Genomic DNA, 25,181 nt, shown 5'->3' on the forward strand with positions numbered 1-25,181 from the left:
GCAAGCGTCGCTGCGGCCTTGCCTGCCACGGATGCCTTGGCGCGCTTGCGGGGCGCCGATTTGAGAGTTGTCGTGCTTGTCATCGGAGAGAGTTGAACAATGTTGATCGATTTCGCAGGGCTCAAGCCCGTCGAAGCTTATGAATGGATGTCGGCGCTGATCGTGCCCCGTCCTATCGCCTGGGTTTCCACGCTGGACGGGCAGGGGCGGGCCAACCTGGCGCCGTTCAGCTTCTTCCAGATGATCACCGGCAAGCCGCCGACCCTGCTGATCTGCCCGCTGCTGCAGCGTGGCGGCAAGCTCAAGGACACCGTCAACAACATCAGCGCCAGCGGCGAGTTCGTGGTCAACCTGGCCGCACCGGCGCAGGCCCAGGCCTTGAATGCGACGTCCTTTCCCTTCGAGGCCGGCGTCAGCGAATTCGAGGCCTGCGGTCTGCAGGCCGCGCCCAGCCAACTGGTGCAGCCGCCCCGCGTCGAGGGGGCGGTGGCCAGCTTCGAGTGCAAGCTGGCGATGATGGAGCCCTATCCGCGCCATGAGCCATCCTGCCACCTGATCTTCGGTCAGGTGCTGGCCGCACACGTGGATGACCAGTTGCTGGATGCCGATGGCAAGCTAGATCCGGGCCAGGTCGATCTGCTCTTCCGCATGGGCGGCGAATGGTATGGCCGCAGCCGTACCGAATCCAACTTCACCTTGCCGCGTCCACGCTGATTCCCCACTTCCCCCTCCTCGACCAGGTCGGTGCGGCCACGGCTGCACCCGCCGCTGGCGATGTCACCTTCCTGCTTCGCCGGTCTGCCGACCGCGCTTCTTCCACTTCCAATGCTGCCATTTACGATGCCGTCGACGCGATGTCGTGGTGCACAACGCACTCTGCTTGTGCAGTTTTCCGGTTTCGCATTAATATGGTGTACACATTATAAATAAGAAATGCAAAGACGGTTTTCGGGGCGCCGTGGAGACAAGCTGTAGAACCCCGTATTTAGCGCTTTAAACCAATAATAATGCAGTAGATTCCTGAGCATCTTGAGCTGGGTCAAGGCTGGCCTGTATTTTGCTAACACTCAAAATATAGAGCGCATACGTCATAAAAAAGAAGTGGCCGGCGAGGCTTTCCAGTGCCGTTGTACGGTCTCGCCAATGCCGCAGCCACTGCGTGCAGGACAACACCAGACAAGCGCCGAAGACAGTTTCAGACAGAAGCCCGGATCACCGGGCCAGGCAGGAAAGCAGCACCTGCAGTAACTGCATCACCAGCAACACCTCCAACACTTCAACAAAAGGGAAAACAACATGAAAAAGGCATGGGCACTCGCGGCCGGCAGTCTGTTCTGCGCGAGCGGCGCGATGGCGCAATCCAACGTCACCATCTATGGCGTGGTCGATACCTACCTGGGCTACACCAATGCGAGCGGTCGCGGTTCGGTGGTGTCGCTGGACAGCGGCGGCTACCAGGCCAGCCGCCTGGGCTTCAAGGGGACCGAAGATCTGGGTGGCGGCCTGCGCGCCAACTTCCAGATGGAGAACGGCTTCGCCTCCGACACCGGTGGCATGCACGACAGCACCCGCCTGTTCAACCGCCAGTCCTGGATCGGCCTGGCCAATAACCTGGGTGAGCTGCGCCTGGGTCGGCAGAACTCGCCGGGCTTCCTGATGATCGCGCGCCTGGATGCCTTTGCCGGTGCGACCTATGCCTCCTTCCTGAACAACGTCTCGGCCTACACGCCGCGCTACGACAACGTGATCGGCTATATCTCGCCGGTGATGCGCGGCTTCAAGCTGCAGGCCTACTACGGCCTGGGCGAGCAGACCACGCCCAAGAACGGCCTGTCCACCTATATGCTGGCCGGCGAGTACGAAAGCGGTCCGTTCTACCTGGGTCTGAGCCATTCCACCCAGAACAGCGCCAACGACAATATCGCCATCCGCTCCACCTTCGCCGGTGGTGCCTATGACTATGGCAACGGCAAGATCTTCCTGGGCTACTACCGCGGCAACAACCTCGGTGCGGCTGCCACTACCAATGTGCGCGGCAGCTACTATGGTGCGTACTCGATCTCGGCCAACTATCGCCTGAGCGCGCAGGCCACCATCGGGGCCGGCTACGGCTGGGCCAAGGACAGCACCGGCGCTGGCCGTGATGCCCGCCAGATCAGCCTGATCGGCACCTATGACCTGTCCAAGCGCACCATGCTCTACACCACCTATGCCCACCTGACCAACAGCAACGGCGCCACCTTCTCGCTGGCCGGTGCTGCACCGATCACCAAGAACGTGCCGGCCAGTGGCGGCACGGTGAACGGCATACAGTTCGGTATCCGTCACCTGTTCTGATGCGCTGCCGGAAGGTGCGCGGGCTCCACCCGGCGTGCCTTCCTTCCCCTGCTGTTGCTTGCACCTGCGGGTGCAGAAAGGAAAGATCGTGAACGTCTCCCTCCATCTCAAGCATCTGAAGCATCTCGTTGTCGCCGCACTGGGCCTGACGGCCGCTGCCGGCGCACTGGCCCAATCCACCATCAAGATTGGCGAAGTCAACAGCTACAAGGCCCAACCGGCCTTCCTCGAACCGTACCGCCGTGGCTGGGAACTGGCCCAGGAAGAAATCAATGCCGCCGGCGGCCTGCTGGGCAAGAAGGTGGAAATCATCTCCCGCGATGACAACGGCAACCCCGGTGACTCGGTGCGGGTGGCCGAGGAACTGGTGACCCGTGAACAGGTATCGCTGCTGTTCGGCGGCTTCCTCTCCAACACCGGCCTGGCACTGACCGACTATGCCAAGCAGCGCAAGATCTTCTTCCTGGCGGCTGAACCGCTGACCGACAAGATCGTTTGGCAGAACGGCAACCAGTACACCTATCGCCTGCGTCCCTCCACCTACATGCTGGTGGCCTCGCTGGTCAACGAAGCGGCCAAGCTGAAGAAGAAGCGCTGGGCGCTGGTCTATCCCAACTACGAATACGGCCAGTCCGCCATCGCCACCTTCAAGAAGCTGATGCAGGAGCGCCAGCCGGATATCGAATTCGTCTCTGAACAGGCGCCGCCCCTGGGCAAGATCGATGCCGGTTCGGTCACCCAGGCGCTGGCCGATGCCAAGCCGGATGCGATCTTCAATGCGCTCTTCGGTGCCGACCTCGGCAAGTTCGTGCGCGAGGGCAATACCCGTGGCCTGTTCGAGGGACGCGAAGTGGTGTCGCTGCTGACCGGCGAGCCGGAATATCTCGATCCGCTGAAGAACGAGGCACCGGTCAACTGGATCGTCACCGGCTACCCCTGGTATGCCATCGATACCCCCGAGCACAAGAAATTCGTCGAGGCCTATCGCAAGAAATTCAATGACTACCCGCGCAACGGGTCCCTGGTCGGCTATGTGGCGCTGATGTCGATCGCCACCGGCATCAAGGCGGCTGGCTCGGTGGAGAGCGACAAGCTGGCGGCCGCCTTCTCGGGCCTGAAGGTCGCCACTCCGTCCGGCCCCATCGTCTATCGCAGCCAGGATCACCAGTCCACCCTGGGTGCCCACGTGGGACGTACGGCACTCAAGGATGGTCGCGGCATCATGGTCAACTTCAGCTACGTCGATGGCGCTTCGGTGCAATTGCCGGATGCCGAAGTCAAGAAACTGCGTGCGGCCAACTGAGCTGGTACACGCCTTGCAGCGGTCCTGCGCAGCCCCGTGCTGCGCGGGACCGTGGTCACAGGGGATAAAGCATGACTCTCTCTAGCCTGATCGTGCAGATGATCAACGGGCTGGCCGACGCTTCCACCATGTTCCTGGTGGCGGCCGGCCTGTCGCTGATCTTCGGTGTCACGCGCATCGTCAACTTCGCCCACGGCTCGTTCTACATGGTGGGCATCTATGTGGTGTACACGCTGGTGTCCTTGATCGGCGCCAGCGGCCTCGGTTTCTGGAGCGCGGTACTGCTCTCGGCGATGGCCGTGGCGGTGCTGGGCGCCCTGGTGGAAATCCTCATCCTGCGCCGCATCTACCGCGCCCCGGAGCTGTTCCAGCTGCTGGCGACCTTTGCGCTGGTGCTGGTGTTCAAGGATGCCGCGCTCTACCTGTGGGGGCCGGAAGACCTGTTCGGCCCACGCGCGCCCGGCCTGGGTGGCGCGGTGCAACTGCTGGGCCGGCGCATTCCGCAATACGACCTGGTGCTCATCGCCATCGGCCCGCTGGTGTTGGGCGTGCTGTGGCTGGTCCTGAACCGCACCCGCTGGGGGACCCTGATCCGCGCCGCTACCCAGGACCGCGAAATGGTCGGCGCCCTGGGCATCAACCAGTCCTGGCTGTTTACCGGCGTGTTCGCGCTGGGCTGCTTCCTGGCTGGCCTGGGCGGCGCCCTGCAGGGGCCGCGCATCCCCGCCAACCTGGCGCTGGACCTGGAGACCATCGGCAACGCCTTCGTGGTGGTGGTGGTCGGCGGCATGGGGTCGATCCCCGGTGCCTTCCTGGCGGCCCTGCTGATTGCCGAGATCAAGGCCCTGTGCGTGGCCATCGGCCAGGTGTCGGTGTTCGGGGTGGTGATCTCGCTGTCCAAGCTGACGCTGGTGGTGGAATTCCTGGTCATGGCGGTGATCCTGGTGGTCCGCCCCTGGGGTCTGATGGGCAAGCCCCAGGCTGCCGCTCGCAGTACCGGACAGCCGGAAGCGCCGCTGGCCCCGGCCGGCGCCGGCGTGCGCAAGCTGGCCTGGGCCGCCGTGGCGCTGTTGCTGGCAGCACCCTTGCTGTCGCACAGCTTCCCCTACCTGACGGTGCTGCTGGTGGAGATCTTCATCGCCGTGCTGTTTGCGGCCAGCCTGCACTTCATCATGGGGCCGGGCGGCATGCATTCCTTCGGTCACGCGGCCTATTTCGGGCTGGGTGCCTATGCGGCGGCGATGCTGGTGGTCAAGCTGCACTGGCCGATGGAACTGGCGCTGGTGGTCGGTCCGCTGGTGGCCGGGCTGGGCGCGCTGCTGTTCGGCTGGTTCAGCGTGCGCCTGTCGGGCGTGTACCTGGCCATGCTGACCCTGGCCTTCGCACAGATCGTCTGGGCCATCATCTATCAATGGGATGAGGTCACCGGCGGCAGCAACGGGCTGGTCGGCGTCTGGCCGGCAGCCTGGCTGGCGTCGCCGCTGGCCTATTACTACCTGGCGCTGGCGTGCGCGGTGGCCGGCCTGCTGCTGTTGCGCCGTGTGCTGTTCGCGCCCTTCGGCTATGCCATGCGCGCCGCCCGCGATTCGGTGCTGCGTTCGGACGCCATCGGCATCGACGTCAAGCGCATGCAATGGCTGGCCTTTGCGCTGGCCGGCGTATTCTGCGGCGCGGCTGGGGTGTTGTTCGCCTTCTCCAAGGGCAGCATCTCGCCGGAAGCCATCAGCGTGAGCCGGTCGGTCGATGGTCTGGTGATGGTCATGCTGGGCGGCCTGCAGACCCTGCTGGGGCCGGTGGTGGGCGCGTCGGTCTTCACCTGGTTGCAGGATGTGATCGCACGCGAGACCGATTACTGGCGCGCCATTCTCGGGCTGGTGATCCTGGCGCTGGTGCTGCTGTTCCCGGCGGGTATCGCCGGCTATTTCCAGCGCTTCGTCGGTGGCCCGGCACGTCAGGGGCGCGGTGGGGCCCCGGAACTGAAAGCCGATATCGGCAAGGAGGCAGCATGAGCCTGCTGACCGTAGACAACATCAGTAAATCCTTCGGCGGCAACAAGGCCGTCAACGGCGTCTCTTTCGAGCTGCCGCCGGGCCAGTTGCTGGCACTGCTGGGGCCGAATGGCGCCGGCAAGTCGACCTGCTTCAACATCCTCAACGGCCAGTACCGGCCCGAGACCGGCAGCATCCGTTTCGACGGTCACGACATCGCCGGCATGAAGCCGCGTGACATCTGGCGGCTCGGCGTGGGGCGCACCTTCCAGATATCGGCCACCTTCAGTTCCATGACCGTGCTGGAAAACGTGCAGATGGCGCTGATGTCGCGCCAGCGCAAGCTGTTCGGTCTGTGGCGTCCGGCGGGCTCCTACTTTGCCGATGAGGCCATGGCCCTGCTGGAGCAGGTCGGCATGGCCGCGCAGGCGCAGCGCCCCTGCGGCGTGCTGGCCTATGGCGACGTCAAGCGGGTGGAGCTGGCCATCGCCCTGGCCAACCGGCCGCGCCTGTTGCTGATGGACGAGCCCACGGCCGGCATGGCGCCCAAGGAGCGCAATGAACTGATGGCCCTGACCAAGCGCCTGGTGCTGGAAAAGAACATGTCGGTGCTCTTCACCGAGCACAGCATGGATGTGGTGTTTGCTTTTGCCGACCGCATGATCGTGCTGGCGCGCGGGCAACTGATCGCCGAGGGCGATGGTGAGACCATCCGTAATCATCCCAAGGTGCAGGAAGTCTATTTCGGCAGCGGCAAGACATTCGAGAAGGAAGGAAGCCCATCGTGAGCGCCACCGTATCCCCCAAGACCGATCCGCTGCTCAAGGTCAGCGGACTGAACGCCTTCTATGGGCGCGCCCACATCCTGTTCGACGTCGCCCTGGAAGTGGGGCGCGGCGAAGTGGTCGCCCTGATGGGACGCAACGGCGCCGGCAAGTCCACCACCATGAAGGCGGTGATGGGCCTGCTGGACCGGGCCGAGGGCGAAGTCAGTTTTCGCGGCAAGGACATCAGCCGCGCCCGTCCCTACGAGATCGCCCGCGACGGCATGGGCTTCGTGCCTGAGGACCGGCGCGTCTTTTCCGACCTGTCGGTGATGGAAAACCTGGAGGTGGGCCGCCAGCCGGCGCGGGAAGGCGCCGTCCAGTGGACGCCGGAAAAGCTGTTCCAGCTCTTCCCCAACCTGGGTGAAATGCCGGACCGCCCGGGCGGCCAGATGAGTGGTGGCGAGCAGCAGATGCTGACCGTCTCGCGCACGCTCATGGGCAACCCCTATCTGGTGCTGCTGGACGAGCCCTCGGAAGGGGTGGCACCGGTCATCGTCGAACAGATGGCCAACATGATCATGACCCTGAAGCGCGAAGGCATGGCCATCCTGTTGTCGGAGCAGAACCTGCACTTCGCCGAGCTGGTCAGCGACCGTGCCTACGTGCTGGAGAACGGTCACATCCGTTACCAGGGCAGCATGGCGCAACTGGCGGCCGATGAAGAGGTGCGACGGGCTTACCTGTCGGTGTAGCAGGGCAGCTGGCGTGGGTGGAGGTGGCGTCGAGATCGCCGTAGCTTGATCGTCATTTCCTCTCCCGCCTGGTTTGTTGCGCTGCATAAGGGTGGCGTGCTTCTCCGGTTGGGGTGCTCCCGATCAACAAGCCGGCCCATGGCGGCAGCGCCGCCCCGCCAGAACGGCAGGGTGGAGCTGCCGGCCGACGCGGCCGGGTCTGGACGCTGCCTGCCGCCTGCGGCCTGCCCCGGGCCGGAAAAAGCCTCGAATGTTTGTGCAATAAATGATGTGTACGCTTTAAATCAAGCGGCCCGGCAGATCCGCTTCAATTCTCTTCCATTCCCCGGAATTCCGCACCAAACTGGCATTTATCGCCCTGTAATTGGTCATGTTTCGCACTGCAATGCAGCACGAAAAATCTCTTCATCAAACCTCTATTCTTTTAAAAATAGAGTGTGTACACTGTATTTCATTCGACGTATCAGGATCGTTTCCGTCGTCGCTTTTATCCCGGCTTCAACCCAGCTTCCTACCTATTTCGCAAGGAGATCAGAGTGTCCAATTCCCCACGTATCGCCGTCGTCGGCGCAGGCCTGGGCGGTGCCGCTACGGCGGCGCTGCTGCTGCAGGAAGGTTTCAATGTGCGCGTCTACGAGCAGGCGCCCGGTTTCTCCCGCCTGGGAGCTGGCATCCACGTCGGCCCCAATGTGATGAAGGTGCTGCGTCGCATCGGCATCGAGGATGAGATGAACCGCCAGGGTTCGCGTCCCGACTTCTGGTACAGCCGCCACTGGGAGACCGGCGACGTGCTGGCGCAGATTCCTCTGGGCGACTACGCCGTCAAGCACTATGGCGCTTCCTACCTGACGGTGCATCGTGGCGATTTCCATGAACTGCTGATCAAGGCCTTGCCCAGCGATCGCGTGAGCTTCGACAAGTGCCTGACCAAGGTCGAGGATCGCGGCAACGTGGTCATCCTCAGCTTTGCCGACGGCACCACCGAAGAGGCCGACATCGTCATCGGCGCCGATGGCGTCAACTCCCGCATCCGCGAAGAACTGCTGGGCGTGGAACCGCCCAAGTACGCCGGTTACCTGGCGCACCGCGCCGTGTTCCCCACCCCCGAGGTCAAGGCCGGCATGCTGCCCTTCGATGCCTGCGTGAAGTGGTGGAGCGATGACCGTCACATGATGACCTACTTCGTCACCAGCAAGGCTGACGAGCTCTATTACGTGACCGGCGTGCCGGTCGAGAAGTGGGACCTGAACGACCGCTGGCTGCCTTCCAGCAAGGAAGAGATGCGCGAGACCTTCCGTGGCTGGCACCCGACCGTGCAGGCGCTGGTGGACGCTACCGTGGAAGTGACCAAGTGGTCGCTGCTGGAGCGCGACCCGCTGCCGCTGTGGAGCCGTGGCCGCCTGGTGCTGCTGGGCGATGCCTGCCACCCGATGAAGCCGCACATGGCGCAGGGCGCGGCCATGGCCATCGAGGATGGCGCCATGCTGGCCCGCTGCTTCAAGGAAGTGGGCGTGAGCAACTACGCCGACGCCTTCGCCCTCTACGAAGCCAACCGTGCCACCCGTGCCAGCAAGGTCCAGCGCATCTCGCACGAGAACACCTGGCTGCGTACCAACGAAGACCCGTCCTGGTGCTTCGGCTACGATGTCTTCACCGAGCCGCTGGTCTCACCGAGCAAGGCCGCAGCCTGAGCGGTTTCGCCTGAATCACCGCCGGGCCGGCTTCGTGGGAAAGCGAAGATGGCCCGGCTCTTGCATCATTCATGTCACCGGTGAACAGCGCCGGTGAGGAAGCCAGGCAGCCGGCAAGACCGGTTGCCGGTTCGATCATTTGAGGAGAGTTGCATGTCCACGCTACCCGCGACAGTGGAAAAGGGGCTACAGGCCGCCGGGGTCGGTAAGTTCCAGTACCGCTTGTTCGTCATCTTCGGCCTGGTCTGGCTGGCCGATGCGATGCAGGTGTTGTCCATCGGTTTTTCGGCGCCGACCATCGCCAAGACCTTCGGCCTGACGGTGCCGCAGGCACTGCAGAGTGGCACCATGTTCTTCGTGGGCATGCTGCTGGGCGCCTTCGTCTTCGGTCGCCTGGCCGACCGCATCGGCCGTCGTCCGGTGCTCATGTGCGCGGTGGTGATCGATGCCTGTTTCGGCGTGGCCTCGGCCTTCGCTCCCGACTTCACCTGGCTGCTGGCACTGCGCCTGCTGACCGGTATCGGCGTGGGTGGCACGCTGCCGGTGGACTACACCATGATGGCCGAATTCCTGCCCAGCGCCCGTCGCGGTCGCTGGCTGGTGATGCTGGAATCGTTCTGGGCCATCGGCACCATCTGCCTGGCGGTGCTGGCACTGGTGGCGGTGAGCTGGGGCAACGATGCCTGGCGCGTGATCTTCTTCGTCACCGGCCTGCCGGCGCTGGTGGGCGTGGTGCTGCGCTTCTACGTGCCGGAGTCGCCCATGTACCTCAACCGCAGCGGCAAGTCCGACGCCGCCCGCAAGGTACTGGAGCGGGTCGCCAAGGTCAACGGCAGCAGCACCCCGATTCCGCCGCTGCAGCCTGAAGTGGTGGAGCGCAAGCCCATGAGCGCGCTGTTCTCGGCCGCCCTGCGTCGCCGCAGCCTGTCGCTGTATCTGGCCTGGGGGCTGATCTCGATTGCCTACTATGGCGTGTTTGTCTACCTGCCGGTCAAGCTGGGTTCGGAGGGCTTCGGTTTCATGCGTGGCCAGATCTTCCTGATCTTCCTGGCGCTGGTGCAGTTGCCTGGCTATGCGCTGTCGGCCTACGGGGTCGAACGCTGGGGCCGCAAGCCCACCCTGGTCGGTTTCCTGTTGTTGTCGGCGGTGGGCTGCATGCTCTACAGCCTGGGCAACGATCCAAAGCTGGTGGTCGGTTCCACGCTGTTGCTGAGCTTCTCCCTGCTGGGCACCTGGGCCGCGTTGTATGCCTTCACGCCCGAGGTCTACCCGACCGACCTGCGCGCCAGCGGCATGGGCACGGCAGGCGCCGTGGCCCGCTTCGGCGGCCTGTTCGCCCCGGCCATCATCGCCCCGGTCATGGCCAGCCACTTCACGCTGTCGCTGGTGATGCTGTCGGCCTTCCTGGTCGCCGGTGCCGTCGCGATCCTGTGCGTGGATGTGGAGTCGCGCAATCGGGCGCTGGAATGAGTTTCTAGTACCGCCGGAGCCAGTTGCTTCGAGGGAGCCACCGCTGCGTGCGGTGGCTTTTTTTCGTCCTGCTTCGCCGTCATGGGATGGCTCGTCGATATTTTTGGAAGAAGGCATGGGTATTCAGTAGCGGTTGTGATCTCAGGGGATTTGCCGGCTACGCTTTGCGCTTTTCCGAAAGTAGAGGGGCAGATCATGTTTCGAGAGATCACCGAGTGCAGTACGCGGCTGTCGCTTCTTTTCGTGGGCACGATCGCACTGCGAGAGAAGTCTGGTTGCAAAAGGCTGATGCGCAATCAGTTGACTTGTATTCGTTTATAAACGAATATGGCGCTCTACGACGTTGAGCACTACCTCACGACTCCCGCTCAGGATGACCTCTACCTCGGCTGGCTGGTTCGCCTGCGTGATGCGCAGGCACGGATTGCGATCATGCGGCGAATCGGTCGTCTGGAGCGGGGCAATTTCGGCGACCACCGGTTCTGTAGAGACGGCGTATGGGAATTGCGTGTGGATATCGGTCCGGGTTACCGGGTGTACTACGGACGCGCTGGCCGCAAGCTTGTCCTGTTGTTGTGCGGTGGAGATAAACGGACTCAGCAAATGGATATCGCGCGAGCGGTGGATTGTTGGCAGGACTGGAAGAGGAGAGGGACAGATGAGAAGCAGACCCCATGATGAAGCGATGGCCGAGCTGTATCGCAGCGATCCCGCGCTTGCGCTGGAGATCATCAACAGCATTCTGACCGATGGCGATCAGGCCGAATTGATGAGTGTGCTTCGTCAGTTGGCTCTAGCTGTGGGAGGCATGCAGGTGGTGGCCGAGCAGGCGAATTTGAATCCGACCCAGCTATATCGCACCTTGTCGCCGAAAGGCAATCCTGCGCTGAGCAGTCTGACCGCAATTCTGAAGGCCATGGGTCTGCGACTGGCGGTGCAGCCGCTGGCAGTCTGAGAAGTCATCACCACGTTAGGGACGCTACGGCGTCCCTTCTTCATTCCCGCCGGTCGCGCATGCGCTCCAGGTCTTCCCGCGTATCGATATCGGCAAAGATCCCCTGATCCATCACCTCGATCTCCGTTACCGGATGCGCGTCCAGCAGCCCCCGTGCGCCGCGGTCGCCCTGCAGGGCCAGTAGCGCCGGCAGATGCGCTGAACCGAAGCCCACCGGGTTGCCGCGCCGACCTTGCGTCACGGGTGCCACGATGGACGCACCGGCGACCAAGGCGTCGCGCAGCCGCGCCACGGTGGCGGGCCGGACCCGGGGCATGTCGGCCAGCGCGATCAGCCAGCCTGATGCCTGCGTGCTGTGCTGCAGCCCGCGGCGCAGCGATGCGCTCATTTCACGTGGATCGCCCGGGGGCAGCATGCAGACCGTGCAGCCCATCTCGCGCAGGGCATCGGCCAACACGCCCGGCCCCTGTACCACGGCGACCACCGGCATGACTTCCAGCAGCGCTGCTGCGCTGGCGGTGGCGACCATGCCGGGGCGGCCGTCGTGATGGACGAAGGGCTGCAGCAGCTTTTCCTCGCGGTCGTTGAAACGGCTGCCACGGCCGGCGGCCAACAGTACGGCGATGGGGGAGCTTGGTGGAATCATGCCGGTAGGGCCTTGGGAAATCGGATGGAGCCGCTATTGTGCCCAGGTTTGCCCTGCCGTTGCTGCAGTGATGCAGAAGCTGCCGGGTGAGGGGGAATTTACGTGATCCGAATGACAAGCTTGCCACGGGCCAGTCCGATGCCTTTCATGCTGGCCGCCACTTTGCGTCATATCGTTGCCGTATCGGCATGGCAGGATTCTTAATTTTGATATGGTCGGCAACGCAGTGCGCTCCTAGAATCGATTGCATGTCAGTAACGCAGGCACCGTAGAGGGACGGTGTTGCGAAGTCGGCATCAGGGGGCAAGCCGGCTGGGATGGGGCGCAGCGAGGGTCCATCATCCGGGGCGCCGAGAACAACGCGCAGGGATGGAAACAAGAATGATCAAGAACAAACGTATCGGCTCACGCCTGGGTGCAGGCTTTGCCGTGGTGCTGGTATTTTCGATGCTGGTGGCGGCGGTGGGCATCTGGCGCCTGAAGACCGTGGCCCAGCAGACCCAACAGATGATGGACGTGCCGCTGCGCACCGAACGCCTGGTGTCGCAATGGAATACCTTGCTGCTGATCGCCATCCAGCGCACCACCACGGTGGTCAAGAGCCGCGATCCTGAACTTGAGGCCTTCCTCGCCAAGGAAGCGGCCGCGTCCAGCAAGGAATCGGCGCAGACCCTGAAGGACGTCGAAGCACTCCTGACCAGTGACGATGAAAAGAAGCTGTTCGCCGCCATCAATGTCGCCCGCAAGCAGTTCCTGACGGTGCGCGATGAAATCTACGCGGCCAAGAAGCAGGGCGATGCCGCCAAGGTGGAGCAGCTCTATCAGCAGCAGTACATGGGCATTGCCACCGGAACCCAGAACGCCATGCGGGCCTTGCTCGACTTCGAACGCGCCCGCATCGACGACATTTCCGCGCAGATCCAGCAGGATGCGGCCAGCAGCCAATGGCAGATCGCCGTGCTGGAAGGGGTGATCCTGCTGTGCGGCGTGGCTTTCGCGGTGCTGCTCACGCGCAGCATCACCCGACCTGTACATGCGGCGCTGGCGATCTCGCAGCGCGTGGCGGCCGGTGACCTGACTTCGCGCGCCGTGAGCGTGGGGCAAGACGAACTGGGACAACTGGTGGCCTCGCTGCAGGGCATGAGCGAGCGCCTGCACGGTGTGGTGTCCACGGTGCGCCATGGCGCCGACAGCATTGCGATCGCCTCCGGTGAAATCGCCAACGGCAACCTCGACCTCTCGGCCCGTACCGAGGAACAGGCCGGTGCGCTGGAAGAGACTGCCGCCTCCATCGAACAGCTGACCTCCAGCGTGCGTACCAATTCCGAGAACGCCGGCCAGGCCGACAATCTGGTGCGTTCGGCAGCATCGATCGCCGGTCAGGGCGGGGTGGTGATGGACGAACTGATCGCCACCATGGGCAACATCAACGAATCCTCGCGCAAGATCGTGGACATCATCGGTGTGATCGATGGCATCGCCTTCCAGACCAATATCCTGGCCTTGAATGCCGCCGTGGAAGCGGCTCGCGCCGGCGAGCAGGGACGCGGTTTCGCGGTGGTGGCCTCGGAAGTGCGCGCCCTGGCGCAACGCTCGGCCTCGGCGGCCAAGGAAATCAAGCAACTCATCGATGATTCGGTGGAGAAGGTCGGCGCCGGTAGCCAGCTGGTGGAGAAAGCCGGCAAGACCATGCAGGAAGTGGTGGACAGCGTGCGCGGCACGCACGCGCTGGTGGGCGAGATCAGCACCGCCAGCCGCGAACAGGCCGAAGGCATCCACCAGGTCAACCAGGCAGTGGGCCAGATGGATGGCGTGACCCAGCAGAATGCGGCGCTGGTGGAACAGGCTGCGGCCGCCGCCAAGTCGCTGGAAGACCAGGCGGCGCAACTGAAACGCGCAGTGGCCTTCTTCGCCCTGCAGGCGGCCTGACAAAAGATGGTCATCGCTGGCGGGTTCACGCCAGCGATGAGTCTTTTACTCGGTAGTTCAGATCAAGTTCAGATCATTCAGGGAGGCTCAGGCCGCCTTGAGAAATTCCGGCCCGAAATCCATCAGCACGTCGCGCACCAGCGTGGCGGTACTCTGGCAGCCCAGCTTGTCCTTGACGCTGGCGCGATGCACGTCCACCGTCTTGACGCTGATGTTGAGGTCGCGCGCGATGAGCTTGCTGGACTGGCCCATGATGACCTTCTCCAGAATCTCGCGCTCACGCACGGTCAGCGTCTTCAGGCGCGCCTTCAGTTGCTGGCGGCGACCACGGGCCTGCATGTTGCCGGCCACGTTCTTCAGGGTGACCTGGATACGTTCGAGCATCTGCTGGGAGTTGTAGGGCTTTTCCAGGAAATCGACGGCGCCATTGTGCAAGGCGCGCACCGACATGGGAATGTCGCCATGTCCGGATACGAAGATCACGGGAATGTCGGCACCGATTTCCTTCAGGCGATCCTGCAGCTGGAAGCCGCTGATCTCCGGCATGCGCACATCCAGGATCAGGCAGGACAGGCTGTTGGCGTCGTAGGCCTTGAGAAAGGCTTCCGGGCCATCGAAGCATTCGGTGCGGATATTGACCGAGCTCAGCAGCCAGGCCAGCGACGTGCGAACGGCTTCGTCATCATCAACGATGTAGACCACCGGCGGGTTGGTTTCCATCATTACTCCTCGTCTCGTCAAAATGGTGCCGGCTTGCACCGGCGCTATTTCCGACCCTCTCGATTTCTTGCTGGGCTGGTCGGCACAAATCAAAACAGCACGCTTTGACTTATGCAAAAAACAGGCCTGAAATTCTTGGGATCAGCGACACTTTAACACCCCCTCCAGGGTGGCGATCTAGGTATTTTTACCTAGATGCTTAGCCGCAATCCCCTGTGGCGCGGGCATGTGGCACGAATTGTGTGCAACCGGGGCATGTCTTAACCTGCTGTCATAGAGCGCCGTGCATCATCGGCGTGCAAACCAGGGAGTTTCCATGAGCGCCAATGCTGTCCAACAAGAACATTCGACCCCATCCGCATCTGCATCTGCATCCACGTCCGCACCGACGGCGGCGACCCGTCCCGCGCTTGCGCCGGAGCAACTGGAATTCCGCAATGCCATGGCGCATCTACCGGCAGCGGTCTCCATCATCACCACCGATGGCGAGGGGGGCCGTTGCGGCATCACTGCCAGCGCGGTCTGCTCGGTCACCGACACGCCACCGACCATCCTGGTCTGCATCAACCGCGGCAGCGCCATGCATGAGGTCTTCAGGAAGAACGGCCGGCTGTGCGTGAACGTGCTCTCGGATGAGCTGGAACAACTGGCCATGCATTTCTCGGGCGCGACCAAGGTACCGATGGAGGAGCGCTTCGCCTGGGACATCTGGGAAGAGCAGGGCGAACTGGGCCAGCCGGTGCTGGCCGATGCGCTGGTGAAGCTGCAGGGCCGCATCCGCGAGTTCAAGGAGGTTGGCACCCACTCGGTGATGTTCGTCGAGCTGGCCGAGGTCAAGGTCAATGAAAAGAAGGACAGCCTGATCTATTTCAACCGGCTGTTCCACAAGGTCAAGCGCACGGCCTTGTAGGCCCGTCTTTTTGTCTCCGCCCACGAAATGATGCCGTCCGTGTTCATACCGGACGGCATTTTTCTTTCCGGGGACCATGAAAAACCGTTCGGACTGAGTAGCCGCGCAGCGGCGTATCGAAGGCGCGGCTACCTCTGCGTCTTCGATACGCGGCGTAGCCGCTACTCAGTCCGAACGGGTGGAGGTGGTGTTAGGGCCTGTTCACAGCCCTGGTCCCGTCTCAAAGGTCGAGCACCAGCATTCCCGATTTGGCGCGTGAGACGCAGGTACAGATCTGGTCGTTGGTAGCCTTCTCTTCGGCATTCGTTTTTCCGGAAACCAAAAGAAAACCGTTCGGACTGAGTAGCCGCGCGGCGGCGTATCGAAGGCGCGGCTACCTCTGCGTCTTCGATACGCGGCGCTGCCGCTACTCAGTCCGAACGGGTGGAGGTGGTGTTAGGGCCTGTTCACAGCCCTAGCCCCGTCTCAAAGGTCGAGCACCAACATTCCCGATTTGGCGCGTGAGACGCAGGTACAGATCTGGTCGTTGGTAGCCTTCTCTGCGGCATGCGTTTTGCCGGAAACCATAAGAAAACCGTTCGGACTGAGTAGCCGCGTAGCGGCGTATCGAAGGCACGACTACCTCTGCGTCTTCGATACGCGGCGCAGCCGCTACTCAGTCCGAACGGGTGGAGGAGGTGTTAGGGCCTGTTCACAGCCCTAGTTCCGTCTCAAAGGTCGAGCACCAGCATTCCCGATTTGGCGCGTGAGACGCAGGTACAGATCTGGTCGTTGGTAGCCTTCTCTTCGGCATGCGTTTTTCCGGAAACCATAAGAAAACCGTTCGGACTGAGTAGCCGCGCAGCGGCGTATCGAAGGCGCGGCTACCTCTATGCCTTCGATACGCGGCGCTGCCGCTACTCAGTCCGAACGGGGGGAGGTGGTGTTAGGGCCTGTTCACGGCCCTAGTCCCGTCTCAAAGGTCGAGCACCGGCATTCCCGATTTGGCGCGTGAGACGCAGGTGCAGATCTGGTCGTTGGCGGCCTTCTCTTCGGCATGCGTTTTTCCGGAAACCATAAGAAAACCGTTCGGACTGAGTAGCCGTGCAGCGGCGTATCGAAGGCGCGGCTACCTCTATGCCTTCGATACGCGGCGCTGCCGCTACTCAGTCCGAACGGGGGGAGGTGGTGTTAGGGCCTGTTCACAGCCCTAGTTCCGTCTCAAAGGTCGAGCACCAGCATTCCCGACTTGGCGCGTGAGACGCAGGTACAGATCTGGTCATTAGCCGCCTTCTCCTTCTTGGAGAGGCAATTGTCACGGTGATCCGGTTCTCCCTCCAGCAGCGGCACCACGCAGGTTCCGCAGATGCCTTCGCGGCAGGAGGTATCGATGCTGATACCTTCGCGCGCCAGGATGTCGACGATGGGGATGCCCACCGGAATCTGCACCACCTTGCCCGAGCTGGCCAGCTTCACCTCGAAGGCGCCATCGCCACCGCCAGCCGAAGCGGTGCCGGATGCAGGCGCCGCAACCGCCTGGAAGTGCTCCAGGTGGATCGCGTCGTCGCTGCGGCTGGCGGCGGCGCACTTGACCACCGCGTCCATGAAGGGTGCCGGGCCGCAGGTGTAGACGTGGGCTTGCGGGCTGCCGGCGTCCAGGCAGGCCTTGAGGTAGTGCTCCATCTGCGCCGGCATGACCGCGTAGTGGAAGCGCACGCGTGCCGCAAACGGTGCGGTCTCCAGCAGATCGGCGAAGGCCGCATGTTCACGGGCGCGCACGAAGTAGTGCAGGGTGAAGGGCTGTTGTTCTGCCCACAGGCGATAGGCCATCGCCAGCAGGGGGGTGACGCCGATGCCGGCGCCGAAGAGCAGGTGTTCGGGGGCGCCGGCGTCCAGCGCGAAGAGGTTGCGCGGCGTACCCACTTCCAGTTCCATGCCCACTTGCACGGCATCGTGCAGGGCGGCCGAACCACCCCGTGATGCCGGCTCGCGCTTGACGGCGATGGTGTAGCCGCACTGGTCTTCTAGGGGGCCGCACAGCGAGTATTGGCGCATGATCCCGGTCGGCCCGGTGATGTCGATGTGGGCCCCCGGCTCGTAGGACGGCAGCGGGGCGCCATCGGCACGCACCAGGCGGAAGGAACGGATATCACCGGTTTCATCGGTGAGACGGTCAACGATCAGTTTCATGTTTCAGTGCCAATACTCGGTTACCTGGAGACGATGTGCAATATGCGATATGCGATGCCTACCCGGATTTACAGGAGGAAGCCCAGGGCATTGAGGCTGTCCATCGAGTTGATCAGGCGGATCACCTTCTGCTCGATCTTCGGTCCCTGGGGCGTGAAGCGCAGCCGGTGCGTGACATTGGCCACGAACATGGTGTGTTGCTGGCGCTTGTAGCCCACCAGCACCTGCGCCGAGGTGATTTCCACCAGCTCGTCCGACAGGTGCACCGGCACGAAGCGCGAGACCGTGCGCACGGTGGCGGCCGCATCCACCGCCGACATCGCGTGGCCCGAGGTCAGGCGCTCGATACGGATCTTGCGCATGTGGGCATTGTCGTAGGCGTAGTTCAGCGTGGCCGCGAAATCGGTGGTCTCCTGGTCGATCGGCACCACGTAGTAGCCGTCGTCGGTCCACAGGGTCTCCCACGTGGCGTAGTCCTTGCGGTCCAGCAGTTCGGCCTCTTTCCAGATGAAGGCGATGGCCCGGGCCATTTGCGCGGGGATGCCTTGCAGGTTGTCTTGTTGGCTCATGTTGATCACTTCTCCATCATCTTTTTCCACATGGCATAGGCTTCGCGCATGCCGGTTTCATCGGTCGAGTGCGACACCTTGTCGCCGTTGTCGTCCACCCATTCGCGGTTCAGGCCGCGGTTGACCAGGATCGGTGCATTGCGACCCGCGTAAGAGCCGGTCTGCACGCGCTCCCAGGCTTCGGCGTCGTCGGGGCTGCCGAAGCCGAACGGTCCCTGGAAGTGTTCGTGGATGCGCAGGCGTTCGCGGTTGGCAATCTCGGGGCCGCCATCCATGCCCAGGGCCACGTGACGGATCTGGGTCTCGCCCACCGACACCGGATGCAGCACGCGGAAGAAGGACATCGACATCGCCACATTGGGGAACAGATTCAGGTTGAAGCCGGCGCCGTGCAGCGAACGCACGATGCGACGCACCTGTTCCGGCGGCATGGTCTTGGACAGTTCCTCGACGACATGGGCGAAGCGCTCCTGCAGCTGTTCGCTGCCATCGTCGACATCCAGGTCCACGTGTTCCGGCACCATGATCATGACGCTGTGGCCATTGCCCAGCGAGCGGGTGATGGACTGGTCGTCGGTCATGAAGGAGAGCATCTCGGAAGTTTCTTCATCCACCGAGGACAGGAAGGTCTTGTGCACCACCGGGAAGTGATAGCCGTCGGTGGTGTTTTCCAGCTGGATCTTCCAGTTGCCCTTGAAGCTGAACTTGTGCTCGCCCTGCACCTTGATGGGGAAGCCGGCGCCCTGCTTCATGAACAGGTCGATCCACTTCTTGGCATGGCCCAGGAAGTCCGACAGCGGTTCCACTTCCTGGTTGAAGGAGGCGAAGATCATGCCGTTGTAGCTGTCCACGCGCAGGCTCTGCAGCGGCAGGTCGGCCTTCTCGATGACGTCTTCATAGCCTTCCGGATAGGGCAGGCCGCGCAGCTTGCCGTCCAGGGCATAGGACCAGCTGTGATAGGGGCAGGTGAAGCCGGTGGCATTGCCCTTGTGCTTTTCGCAGACGGTGGCGCCGCGATGGCGGCAGCGGTTTTCCAGCACGTTGATCTTGCCGGTCTTGTCGCGCACCACGATCACCGGCTGGCGGCCGATCTGTGCGGTCTTGAAGTCGCCCGGGTTCTTGATCTCGCTTTCATGGCCGACCCAGATCCAGGTCTTGTAGAAGATCTTGTCCATCTCGGCTTCGAAGATGGCGGGGTCCGTATAGAGCGCCGGATCGACCATCGCATCCTGTACCAGATCGGCATGGGATGACTCGGTCTTGCGCGGGTGGAAGCGTAGTGGTGCGTTCATTGCGTTCTCCAGTGGCTTGCTTGCAGTCGTTGTCGGTGTTGATCGTCGCGGGCGCGGGTCTTGCTGCTCATGGTGTGTTCATGGGGTGACGTGTCGTCGCAGTACCTGTTCCAGGTGCAGGCCGAGGGCGCAGATGCGTTCGTCCTCGCCCTTGCGGCCGACCAGTTGCAGGCCGGCCTTGAGCGGGCTGCCGGCAATCGGGACGGGAATCGTCAGTGCCGGATGGCCGGACAGGTTGAACGGGCGCACCAGGGAGGACAGCGTCAGCACCGAGGCACCTTGCGCAATGGCCTCCAGCGTCGGTGGCAGGGCCGGCAGGGTGGGCAGCAGCAGGGCGTCGGCATCGGCCAGGGCGGCGTCGACTTCGGCGCTGAAGGCGGCGCGCACTTCTTCGGCATGGGCCACTGCGGCATCGCTGGTGGTGGCGGCGGCCGACAGGCGTTTCTCGATGTCCGCCCCCAGCTTGCCCCGGCCCAGAAGATGGCCGAAGGCGGCATGGGTCTCGCGGTTGATGAGGGTCATGCCGGCCTCGAAGGCGGCCTGCATATGCTGCGACGTCCAGGGCGTGCCGCGCCAGCCGCTGGCGGCAAAGGCGGCCTGCACGGCGGCGGCGATGTCGGCATCGGCCTGTACCGTCACCAGTCTCACGCGGGCATCGGCGGCCGGTGCCTGTGCTGCGTTGCGGTCGAAGTCGGGGGTGATGCTGGCCATGGCGCTGATGATCAGGTCCATGCTGCGGGCAAACGGTCCCACGCAATCCAGGGTGCTGCGGGCGGGATAGGCGCCGGTGCGGCTGACGCGGCCGAAGCTGGGTTTGAATCCGGTCACGCCGCAGCAGGCAGCGGGCAGGCGGATCGAGCCACCGGTGTCGCTACCGATGGACAGGTCCACCAAGCCGGCGCCGACCGCCGAGGCCGAACCGCTGGAAGAACCACCGGTCATGCGGGTCGCATCCTGCGGATTGACCGCTGTGCCGTTCCAGTCATTGATGCCGGTCATGCCATAGGCCAGTTCGTGCATGTTGGCGCGGGCGGTGATCTGCCAGCCGTCGTCCAGCAGTCGCTGCACGACCTCGGCGTGGCGCGCCGCCGGCGGTGCGTCGGCCAGGGCGGCACTGCCGCCACAGGTGGGCTGGCCGGCGATGTCGATGCAATCCTTGATGGCGACCGTGGGGCCGCTGCCGCCCAGATGAAAGCGCGAGAGCAGGGCGTGGCCGGTGCCGGGTACGGTGCGCTCGCTCATCCCGCCGCTCCCAGGCAGGCGATGGCAGCCTGGTGCTGGAGGGCTGCCAGGGCGGCGTTGCCGGTGCGCTTGCGCAGGGGCTGGCATGCGGGTTGGGAAGCAGGCTGGAAAGCGGCTGGCTGAGGTGTCATGGTGCATCCATTCAAATGGTGCCGTGCAGGCTGACGATGGTCGTCGGGCGCTGGATGCAGGCGGTTTCCTTGGCTGATGCGATGCATTTTAAAAGTCGCCTTAAAATAGATCAAATTGATGTAAAATATTTTTCACATAAGTGGCATGGATATTTGTCGGTCGCCTGCCACTGCACGTTCATTCGCGTTTTTCTGCCCTCACGGGCTACACCGGAGACTGCCATGGCCACCTTCAACAACATGGACCTGAACCTGCTGCGGGTCTTCCAGGCGATCGCCGATGAGCGCAGCCTGACCCTGGCCGGCAATCGCCTGCACCTGTCGCAGCCGGCCGTGAGCTATGCGCTGGGGCGGCTGCGGCAGATCTTCGATGACCCGCTGTTCATCCGCACCAAGGAGGGCATGCAACCCACCCCGGCCGCGGTGGAGCTGTCCAAGCCCATCAATCGCGCCCTGCAGGCGGTGCAGGATGCGCTGCGTTATACCGAGCGCTTCGATCCCGCTGCCAGCACCCGGGTGTTTCGCGCCTCCATGACCGACGTCGCCGAGATGATGTTCCTGCCGCAACTGTGCGAACTGTTGACGGCCCAGGCACCGCATACCCGGCTGCAGGTGGAGCAGGTGCCCCCGGCCCATCTGGAAGAGGCACTGCGTACCGGCCAGCTCGACTTCGCCTTCGGCAACCTGCCGGCCCTGAAGGCGGTGACCTGCCATGAACTGCTATTCCGCGAAACCTATGTCTGCATGATGCGTCGGCGTGAAGGGCTGCCCGCACGCGATCATCTGGAGCTGGACGAATTCCTGGCGCTCTCGCACGTGCTGGTGGAGTCGGCCGAAAGCAGCCACCATCAGGTCGAGAATTCCTTCCGCACGCTGGGCGTGCAGCGCAAGATCAACCTGTCCATTCCGCACTTCACGGTGCTGCCGCGCATCCTCGGCAAATCCGATCTGGTGGCCACCGTGCCGGCGCGCATCGCCAAGCTGTTCCATAGCGAACATCCGGACGTCTTCCTCTCCTACGAACTGCCGGTGAAACTGCCCACCGTGGACATCACCCTGCACTGGCACCAGGCCTTCGATGCCGATGCCGGCAACGGCTGGCTGCGCCAGATCGTCATCGACATGCTGCAGAGCTACGGCCGCAGCAGCTGAAGCTGCCGATACCTCGGATACCTCGGCATAACGCCGTAATGCAGAAGGCCCGCCAGAGCGACGGGCCGTTCTCTCCTGCGTGCGGGAGGACCGCCGGATGTCGGCAGCGGCCCTCCCTTCCTCAAGCCATCGATCGCGTGGCGTGACTCAGAAGCGATGACGCATGCCCAGTCGCACGCCGGTCTGGTTGCCGGTCGAGGACTGGATGCCGCCGCCGAAGACCGGATAGGCGTTGTAGCCCTTGTCGCGGTCATACACGGCGCCCAGGTACAGGTCGGTACGCTTGGAGATCTTGTAGTCGACCGTGGCCACCAGCGCCTGGGCATTGCCCACGCCCTGGTTGCGTTTCTGGAACTGGTAGGCAGCCGCCAGGTCCCACAGCGCCGTCAATGCATAGACCGTACCCAGTTCATAGGTGGTGGCCTTGGCATTGGTGCCGGTGTTCTTGACCTGGGTGATCACGCCGAAGGGCGTGAAGGCGCCGATCTGGTAGCGCGCGCCGAGACCGTACATGCGGGTCGAGGCGGTGCCGGTGGCGTTCTTGATATCGGTGTAGGACAGGGCGCTGCTGAAGGGGCCGTTGTCGTACTGGCCGGTGGCGCTCAGGGTGCGGTTGGCGGTGTTGTCGCCAGCCACTTCGCCGAAGCCGTACATGGCACCGAAGCTGAAGCCGCTGAACTTGGCGCTGTTGTACTTGATCGAGTTGTTGGTGCGGTCACCGGCATAGATGTGGTTGTTCAATGCCGTGCCGTGCGCCGCATCGGCGTGCAGGCCCCAGCCGAAGGAACCGGCCGGCGACAGTGCGCCCATGGCGTACTGGCCGCCGAGGTTGGCCATGAAGTCGTATTGGCGACCCACGCTGACCGAGCCCCAGTCCTTGCTGCCCAGGCCGACGAAGGATTGACGACCGAACAGCAGGCCGCCCTGGCCCAGGCTGCCGTCATCGGCGCCGAAGCCGGTTTCCAGGGTGAAGAAGGCGTTGAGGCCACCACCCAGGTCTTCGGTCCCCTTGAAGCCGATGCGGCTGCCTTGGGCGATGCCGCTATCCATGCGCAGCAGCGAAGCGCCACCGCCGCCGGTCTTGACCGCGTTGGAGTAATAGGTCAGACCCAGATCGATCAGGCCGTAGATGGAGACGCTGCTCTGCGCATGCGCCATCCCCGTGCCGGCCGCGAGCATGGCGGCGACCAGTAGTTTCTTCTTCATGTGACAAGGCTCCCTGTGGTGTTGCTGTGTGATGTCGCGGTCTCGTCCCTGAACGAGGACCGGTGGAGTGCATGACATTTCGTCATGTGCCCCCATCATAGGAAGCGCTTTTGCGCGAGATCAAATTGATGCGCCGGATAGATGGAATAAGCCCGATTCATGCATGGCTCCGATAAGCGGTGTACTCTCGAATCCGGTGCATGAAATACCGCTTTCATGGCCGATTCATGCATGACCTCCCCATGCGAGTGCGCCCGATCACCAATGCGGCGCGTCGGGGGAAGGGCGTAAAGGAATCTTTAGTTGTGGTGTTCGGCCAACGGAAGCGTGAAACAGAAGCGCGTCCCGCGCACTTCGCCATCGACTTCCCCGGGCTGCGCCCAGATATCACCGCGATGGCGGGCGATGATGTTCTTGCACAACGCCAGGCCGATGCCATTGCCGCTGACCTTGGAGGAGAAGAAGCCATCGAACAGCCGCTCCCGATGGCCGGCATCGATGCCACGCCCTTCGTCGGCCACCGTCAGCAGCGCATTGCCGGCGCTGCGCCGGGTACTGATGCGCACGTGCCTGGCACCTTCCGGAAACTCGACCATTTCTTCGATGGCATTGAAGGCCAGGTTCAGGACCACCTGGCCGATCAGGACCTTTTCGCAGCTGACCATCAGCGGCTCCTCGCAGGGCGCGAATTGCAGATGCACCTTGCCCTCGGCGGCCTTCATCTCGATGAACCAGCGTACTTCCTCCAGCACCGCGTTGAGGTCGATCAGGGCTTCGCTCTGTTCCAGCCGAACTACGTATTCGCGCACGCTCTTGATGATGGTGGCGGCATGATCGACCTGGCGGCCGGCGCTCTCCAGGCCCCAGACGATCTGCCCTGCATGCGGGCGCAGGGCCTCGTTCTGCTGCAGGCGCAGTACCGAACCTTCGAGGAAGTTGCGGATCGCCGCCAGCGGCTGCGACAGTTCGTGGGCAATCGCGGTGGCCATCTCGCCCATGGCATTGTGGCGGGCCAGGGATTCCAGGGCGGCCTGGTCGCGCCGCCGCGCCTCCTCGGCCTCGACCTGCTCGGTAATGTCGCGGAAGTGCAGCAGATGGCCCTTGAGGTCGTTCTCGATCTCGATATAGCGGCAGACCGCATGGTGCCAGCGCACCAGCCCATCCTTGCGCGCCACCTGGTAGCGCAACGGGAAGCTGATCGCGTCCGGCAGCGCCAGGGTCAGCAGTTCCAGCAGTTCATCGCGCGATTCCGGCAGGCACTGCTCGACAAAATTCTTGGGCGGGTTCTGGCCCGGTCGCACCCCCAGCAGCTTGCGCCCGGCATCGCTCAGGTATTCGATGCCACCATCGGCGCGCAGCACCGCCACGCCCTCGTCGGAATCCTGCATGAATTCCTTGAGACGGCTCTCCAGCTTCTTCATCTCGCGCCGTATCTGTTCCTCGCGGGCGATATCGCGGAACTGCACCATGATCACGTCACGCTCGTTCAGCGGCACCAGGGTGGCGATGGCCTCCGACATGATCTCGTCACCGTTCTTGGCGCGATAGCACCACTCGACCATATTGCTGCCGTGGAGCACGGCATCGTGCAGCCACTTGCGGCCGATCTCGCGGCGGTATTCGTGCGACTGGCGGCTCATGTCCGGCGCCTTCAGCGGCAGCAGCTCTTCCAGGGTGAATCCGAGCACCTTGCAGGCCGAGGGATTGGCCCAGAGGATGGACTTGGTCTGGGCGTCGTGCAGGATGATGCACATGGGCAGCGCATCCATCATGCGACGGAAGTCATCCAGGCCGAAGCGGATGGCGTCGTCCTGTGCGCTGTCTTGTGCGCCGTCCTGTGGCATGGGAGCAGGGTGGTCTGGCATCGGTCTCTCGCTGGTCATCGGGGGTGATCTCTAGGGGTTTTCTTTAGCGGCCTTCTCCTCATCCCCTAAAAAAGCTGCAGCGGTCCC

General features: G+C 63.3%; 22 protein-coding genes. 13 read left to right on the top strand and 9 right to left on the bottom strand.

The features are described 5' to 3' along the window. The first annotated feature begins 99 nt into the window (after positions 1-99). From BTM36_RS20555 to BTM36_RS20600, 10 genes are all read left to right on the top strand, one after another. Positions 100-714 carry a flavin reductase family protein gene (locus tag BTM36_RS20555; protein WP_077237735.1) on the top strand — a complete coding sequence of 205 codons (615 nt, stop codon included), beginning with the start codon at positions 100-102 and terminating at the stop codon, positions 712-714. Positions 715-1,296: 582 nt separating this feature from the next. Beyond that, positions 1,297-2,337 carry a porin gene (locus tag BTM36_RS20560; protein WP_006465430.1) on the top strand — a complete coding sequence of 347 codons (1,041 nt, stop codon included), beginning with the start codon at positions 1,297-1,299 and terminating at the stop codon, positions 2,335-2,337. Between the two features lie 115 nt (positions 2,338-2,452). Continuing rightward, positions 2,453-3,640, top strand: coding sequence for an ABC transporter substrate-binding protein (locus tag BTM36_RS20565; protein ID WP_139347237.1), 1,188 nt, complete (start codon positions 2,453-2,455; stop codon positions 3,638-3,640). A gap of 71 nt (positions 3,641-3,711) precedes the next feature. Beyond that, positions 3,712-5,649 (top strand): ABC transporter permease, encoded by a 1,938-nt coding sequence (locus BTM36_RS20570; protein ID WP_077237737.1) that lies wholly within the window; start codon positions 3,712-3,714, stop codon positions 5,647-5,649. Continuing rightward, positions 5,646-6,416: an ABC transporter ATP-binding protein gene (locus BTM36_RS20575; protein WP_077237738.1), complete on the top strand. Its 771-nt coding sequence runs from the start codon at positions 5,646-5,648 to the stop codon at positions 6,414-6,416. The genes BTM36_RS20570 and BTM36_RS20575 overlap by 4 nt, the downstream gene beginning before the upstream one ends. Beyond that, positions 6,413-7,147 (top strand): ABC transporter ATP-binding protein, encoded by a 735-nt coding sequence (locus tag BTM36_RS20580; protein WP_077237739.1) that lies wholly within the window; start codon positions 6,413-6,415, stop codon positions 7,145-7,147. The genes BTM36_RS20575 and BTM36_RS20580 overlap by 4 nt, the downstream gene beginning before the upstream one ends. Positions 7,148-7,683: 536 nt before the next feature. Next, the gene (locus BTM36_RS20585; RefSeq protein ID WP_006465425.1) at positions 7,684-8,838 is read left to right on the top strand and encodes an FAD-dependent monooxygenase; all 1,155 of its coding nucleotides are present in this window, start codon (positions 7,684-7,686) and stop codon (positions 8,836-8,838) included. A 153-nt stretch (positions 8,839-8,991) separates the two neighbouring features. After that, entirely contained in the window at positions 8,992-10,308 is a 1,317-nt protein-coding gene (locus tag BTM36_RS20590) for an MFS transporter (protein ID WP_077237740.1), read from the top strand. A 327-nt stretch (positions 10,309-10,635) separates the two neighbouring features. Next, positions 10,636-10,986, top strand: a complete 351-nt coding sequence (locus BTM36_RS20595; protein WP_077237741.1) for a type II toxin-antitoxin system RelE/ParE family toxin — start codon at positions 10,636-10,638, stop codon at positions 10,984-10,986. Further along, positions 10,967-11,263: a DNA-binding protein gene (locus BTM36_RS20600; RefSeq protein WP_077237742.1), complete on the top strand. Its 297-nt coding sequence runs from the start codon at positions 10,967-10,969 to the stop codon at positions 11,261-11,263. Before BTM36_RS20595 ends, BTM36_RS20600 begins: the two co-directional genes overlap by 20 nt. A 40-nt stretch (positions 11,264-11,303) precedes the next feature. Here BTM36_RS20600 and BTM36_RS20605 read toward each other — a convergent pair whose 3' ends face one another. Further along, positions 11,304-11,909: an NTP transferase domain-containing protein gene (locus BTM36_RS20605; RefSeq protein ID WP_077237743.1), complete on the bottom strand. Its 606-nt coding sequence runs from the start codon at positions 11,907-11,909 to the stop codon at positions 11,304-11,306. A 381-nt stretch (positions 11,910-12,290) separates the two neighbouring features. On the opposite strand from BTM36_RS20605, the gene BTM36_RS20610 reads away from it, so the two are divergent. After that, complete coding sequence (locus BTM36_RS20610; RefSeq protein ID WP_077237744.1) at positions 12,291-13,838, top strand: methyl-accepting chemotaxis protein; 1,548 nt, start codon at positions 12,291-12,293, stop codon at positions 13,836-13,838. An 87-nt stretch (positions 13,839-13,925) separates the two neighbouring features. On the opposite strand, the gene BTM36_RS20615 is transcribed toward BTM36_RS20610, so the two are convergent. Continuing rightward, on the bottom strand, positions 13,926-14,558 hold the full coding sequence (locus BTM36_RS20615) for a response regulator transcription factor (RefSeq protein ID WP_180670179.1): 633 nt from the start codon (positions 14,556-14,558) through the stop codon (positions 13,926-13,928). Positions 14,559-14,874: 316 nt separating this feature from the next. Here BTM36_RS20615 and hpaC point away from each other — a divergent pair, with 316 nt between their 5' ends. Next, the gene (hpaC, locus tag BTM36_RS20620; RefSeq protein ID WP_077237745.1) at positions 14,875-15,468 is read left to right on the top strand and encodes a 4-hydroxyphenylacetate 3-monooxygenase, reductase component; all 594 of its coding nucleotides are present in this window, start codon (positions 14,875-14,877) and stop codon (positions 15,466-15,468) included. 1,200 nt (positions 15,469-16,668) lie between these two features. Here the strand turns inward: hpaC and BTM36_RS20625 are convergent. The 5 genes from BTM36_RS20625 to BTM36_RS29295 form a co-directional block, all read right to left on the bottom strand. Next, the gene (locus BTM36_RS20625) at positions 16,669-17,637 is read right to left on the bottom strand and encodes a PDR/VanB family oxidoreductase (RefSeq protein ID WP_077237746.1); all 969 of its coding nucleotides are present in this window, start codon (positions 17,635-17,637) and stop codon (positions 16,669-16,671) included. Between the two features lie 68 nt (positions 17,638-17,705). Beyond that, positions 17,706-18,206, bottom strand: coding sequence for an aromatic-ring-hydroxylating dioxygenase subunit beta (locus tag BTM36_RS20630; protein WP_039875235.1), 501 nt, complete (start codon positions 18,204-18,206; stop codon positions 17,706-17,708). Between the two features lie 5 nt (positions 18,207-18,211). Next, positions 18,212-19,498: a Rieske 2Fe-2S domain-containing protein gene (locus tag BTM36_RS20635; RefSeq protein WP_077237747.1), complete on the bottom strand. Its 1,287-nt coding sequence runs from the start codon at positions 19,496-19,498 to the stop codon at positions 18,212-18,214. A 78-nt stretch (positions 19,499-19,576) separates the two neighbouring features. Beyond that, positions 19,577-20,740: an amidase gene (locus BTM36_RS20640; protein WP_077237748.1), complete on the bottom strand. Its 1,164-nt coding sequence runs from the start codon at positions 20,738-20,740 to the stop codon at positions 19,577-19,579. After that, positions 20,737-20,871, bottom strand: coding sequence for a hypothetical protein (locus tag BTM36_RS29295; protein ID WP_256385249.1), 135 nt, complete (start codon positions 20,869-20,871; stop codon positions 20,737-20,739). The genes BTM36_RS20640 and BTM36_RS29295 overlap by 4 nt, the downstream gene beginning before the upstream one ends. 222 nt (positions 20,872-21,093) lie before the next feature. Here BTM36_RS29295 and BTM36_RS20645 point away from each other — a divergent pair, with 222 nt between their 5' ends. Further along, entirely contained in the window at positions 21,094-22,023 is a 930-nt protein-coding gene (locus BTM36_RS20645; protein WP_006463247.1) for a LysR family transcriptional regulator, read from the top strand. A gap of 147 nt (positions 22,024-22,170) precedes the next feature. Here the strand turns inward: BTM36_RS20645 and BTM36_RS20650 are convergent, their stop codons facing one another. Further along, the gene (locus BTM36_RS20650; RefSeq protein ID WP_077237749.1) at positions 22,171-23,229 is read right to left on the bottom strand and encodes a porin; all 1,059 of its coding nucleotides are present in this window, start codon (positions 23,227-23,229) and stop codon (positions 22,171-22,173) included. A gap of 299 nt (positions 23,230-23,528) precedes the next feature. After that, positions 23,529-25,073: an ATP-binding protein gene (locus BTM36_RS20655; protein ID WP_077237750.1), complete on the bottom strand. Its 1,545-nt coding sequence runs from the start codon at positions 25,071-25,073 to the stop codon at positions 23,529-23,531. Positions 25,074-25,181: the final 108 nt, after the last annotated feature.

Source organism: Herbaspirillum sp. VT-16-41 (genome assembly GCF_001994935.1).
GTDB classification, from domain to species: domain Bacteria; phylum Pseudomonadota; class Gammaproteobacteria; order Burkholderiales; family Burkholderiaceae_D; genus Herbaspirillum; species Herbaspirillum frisingense.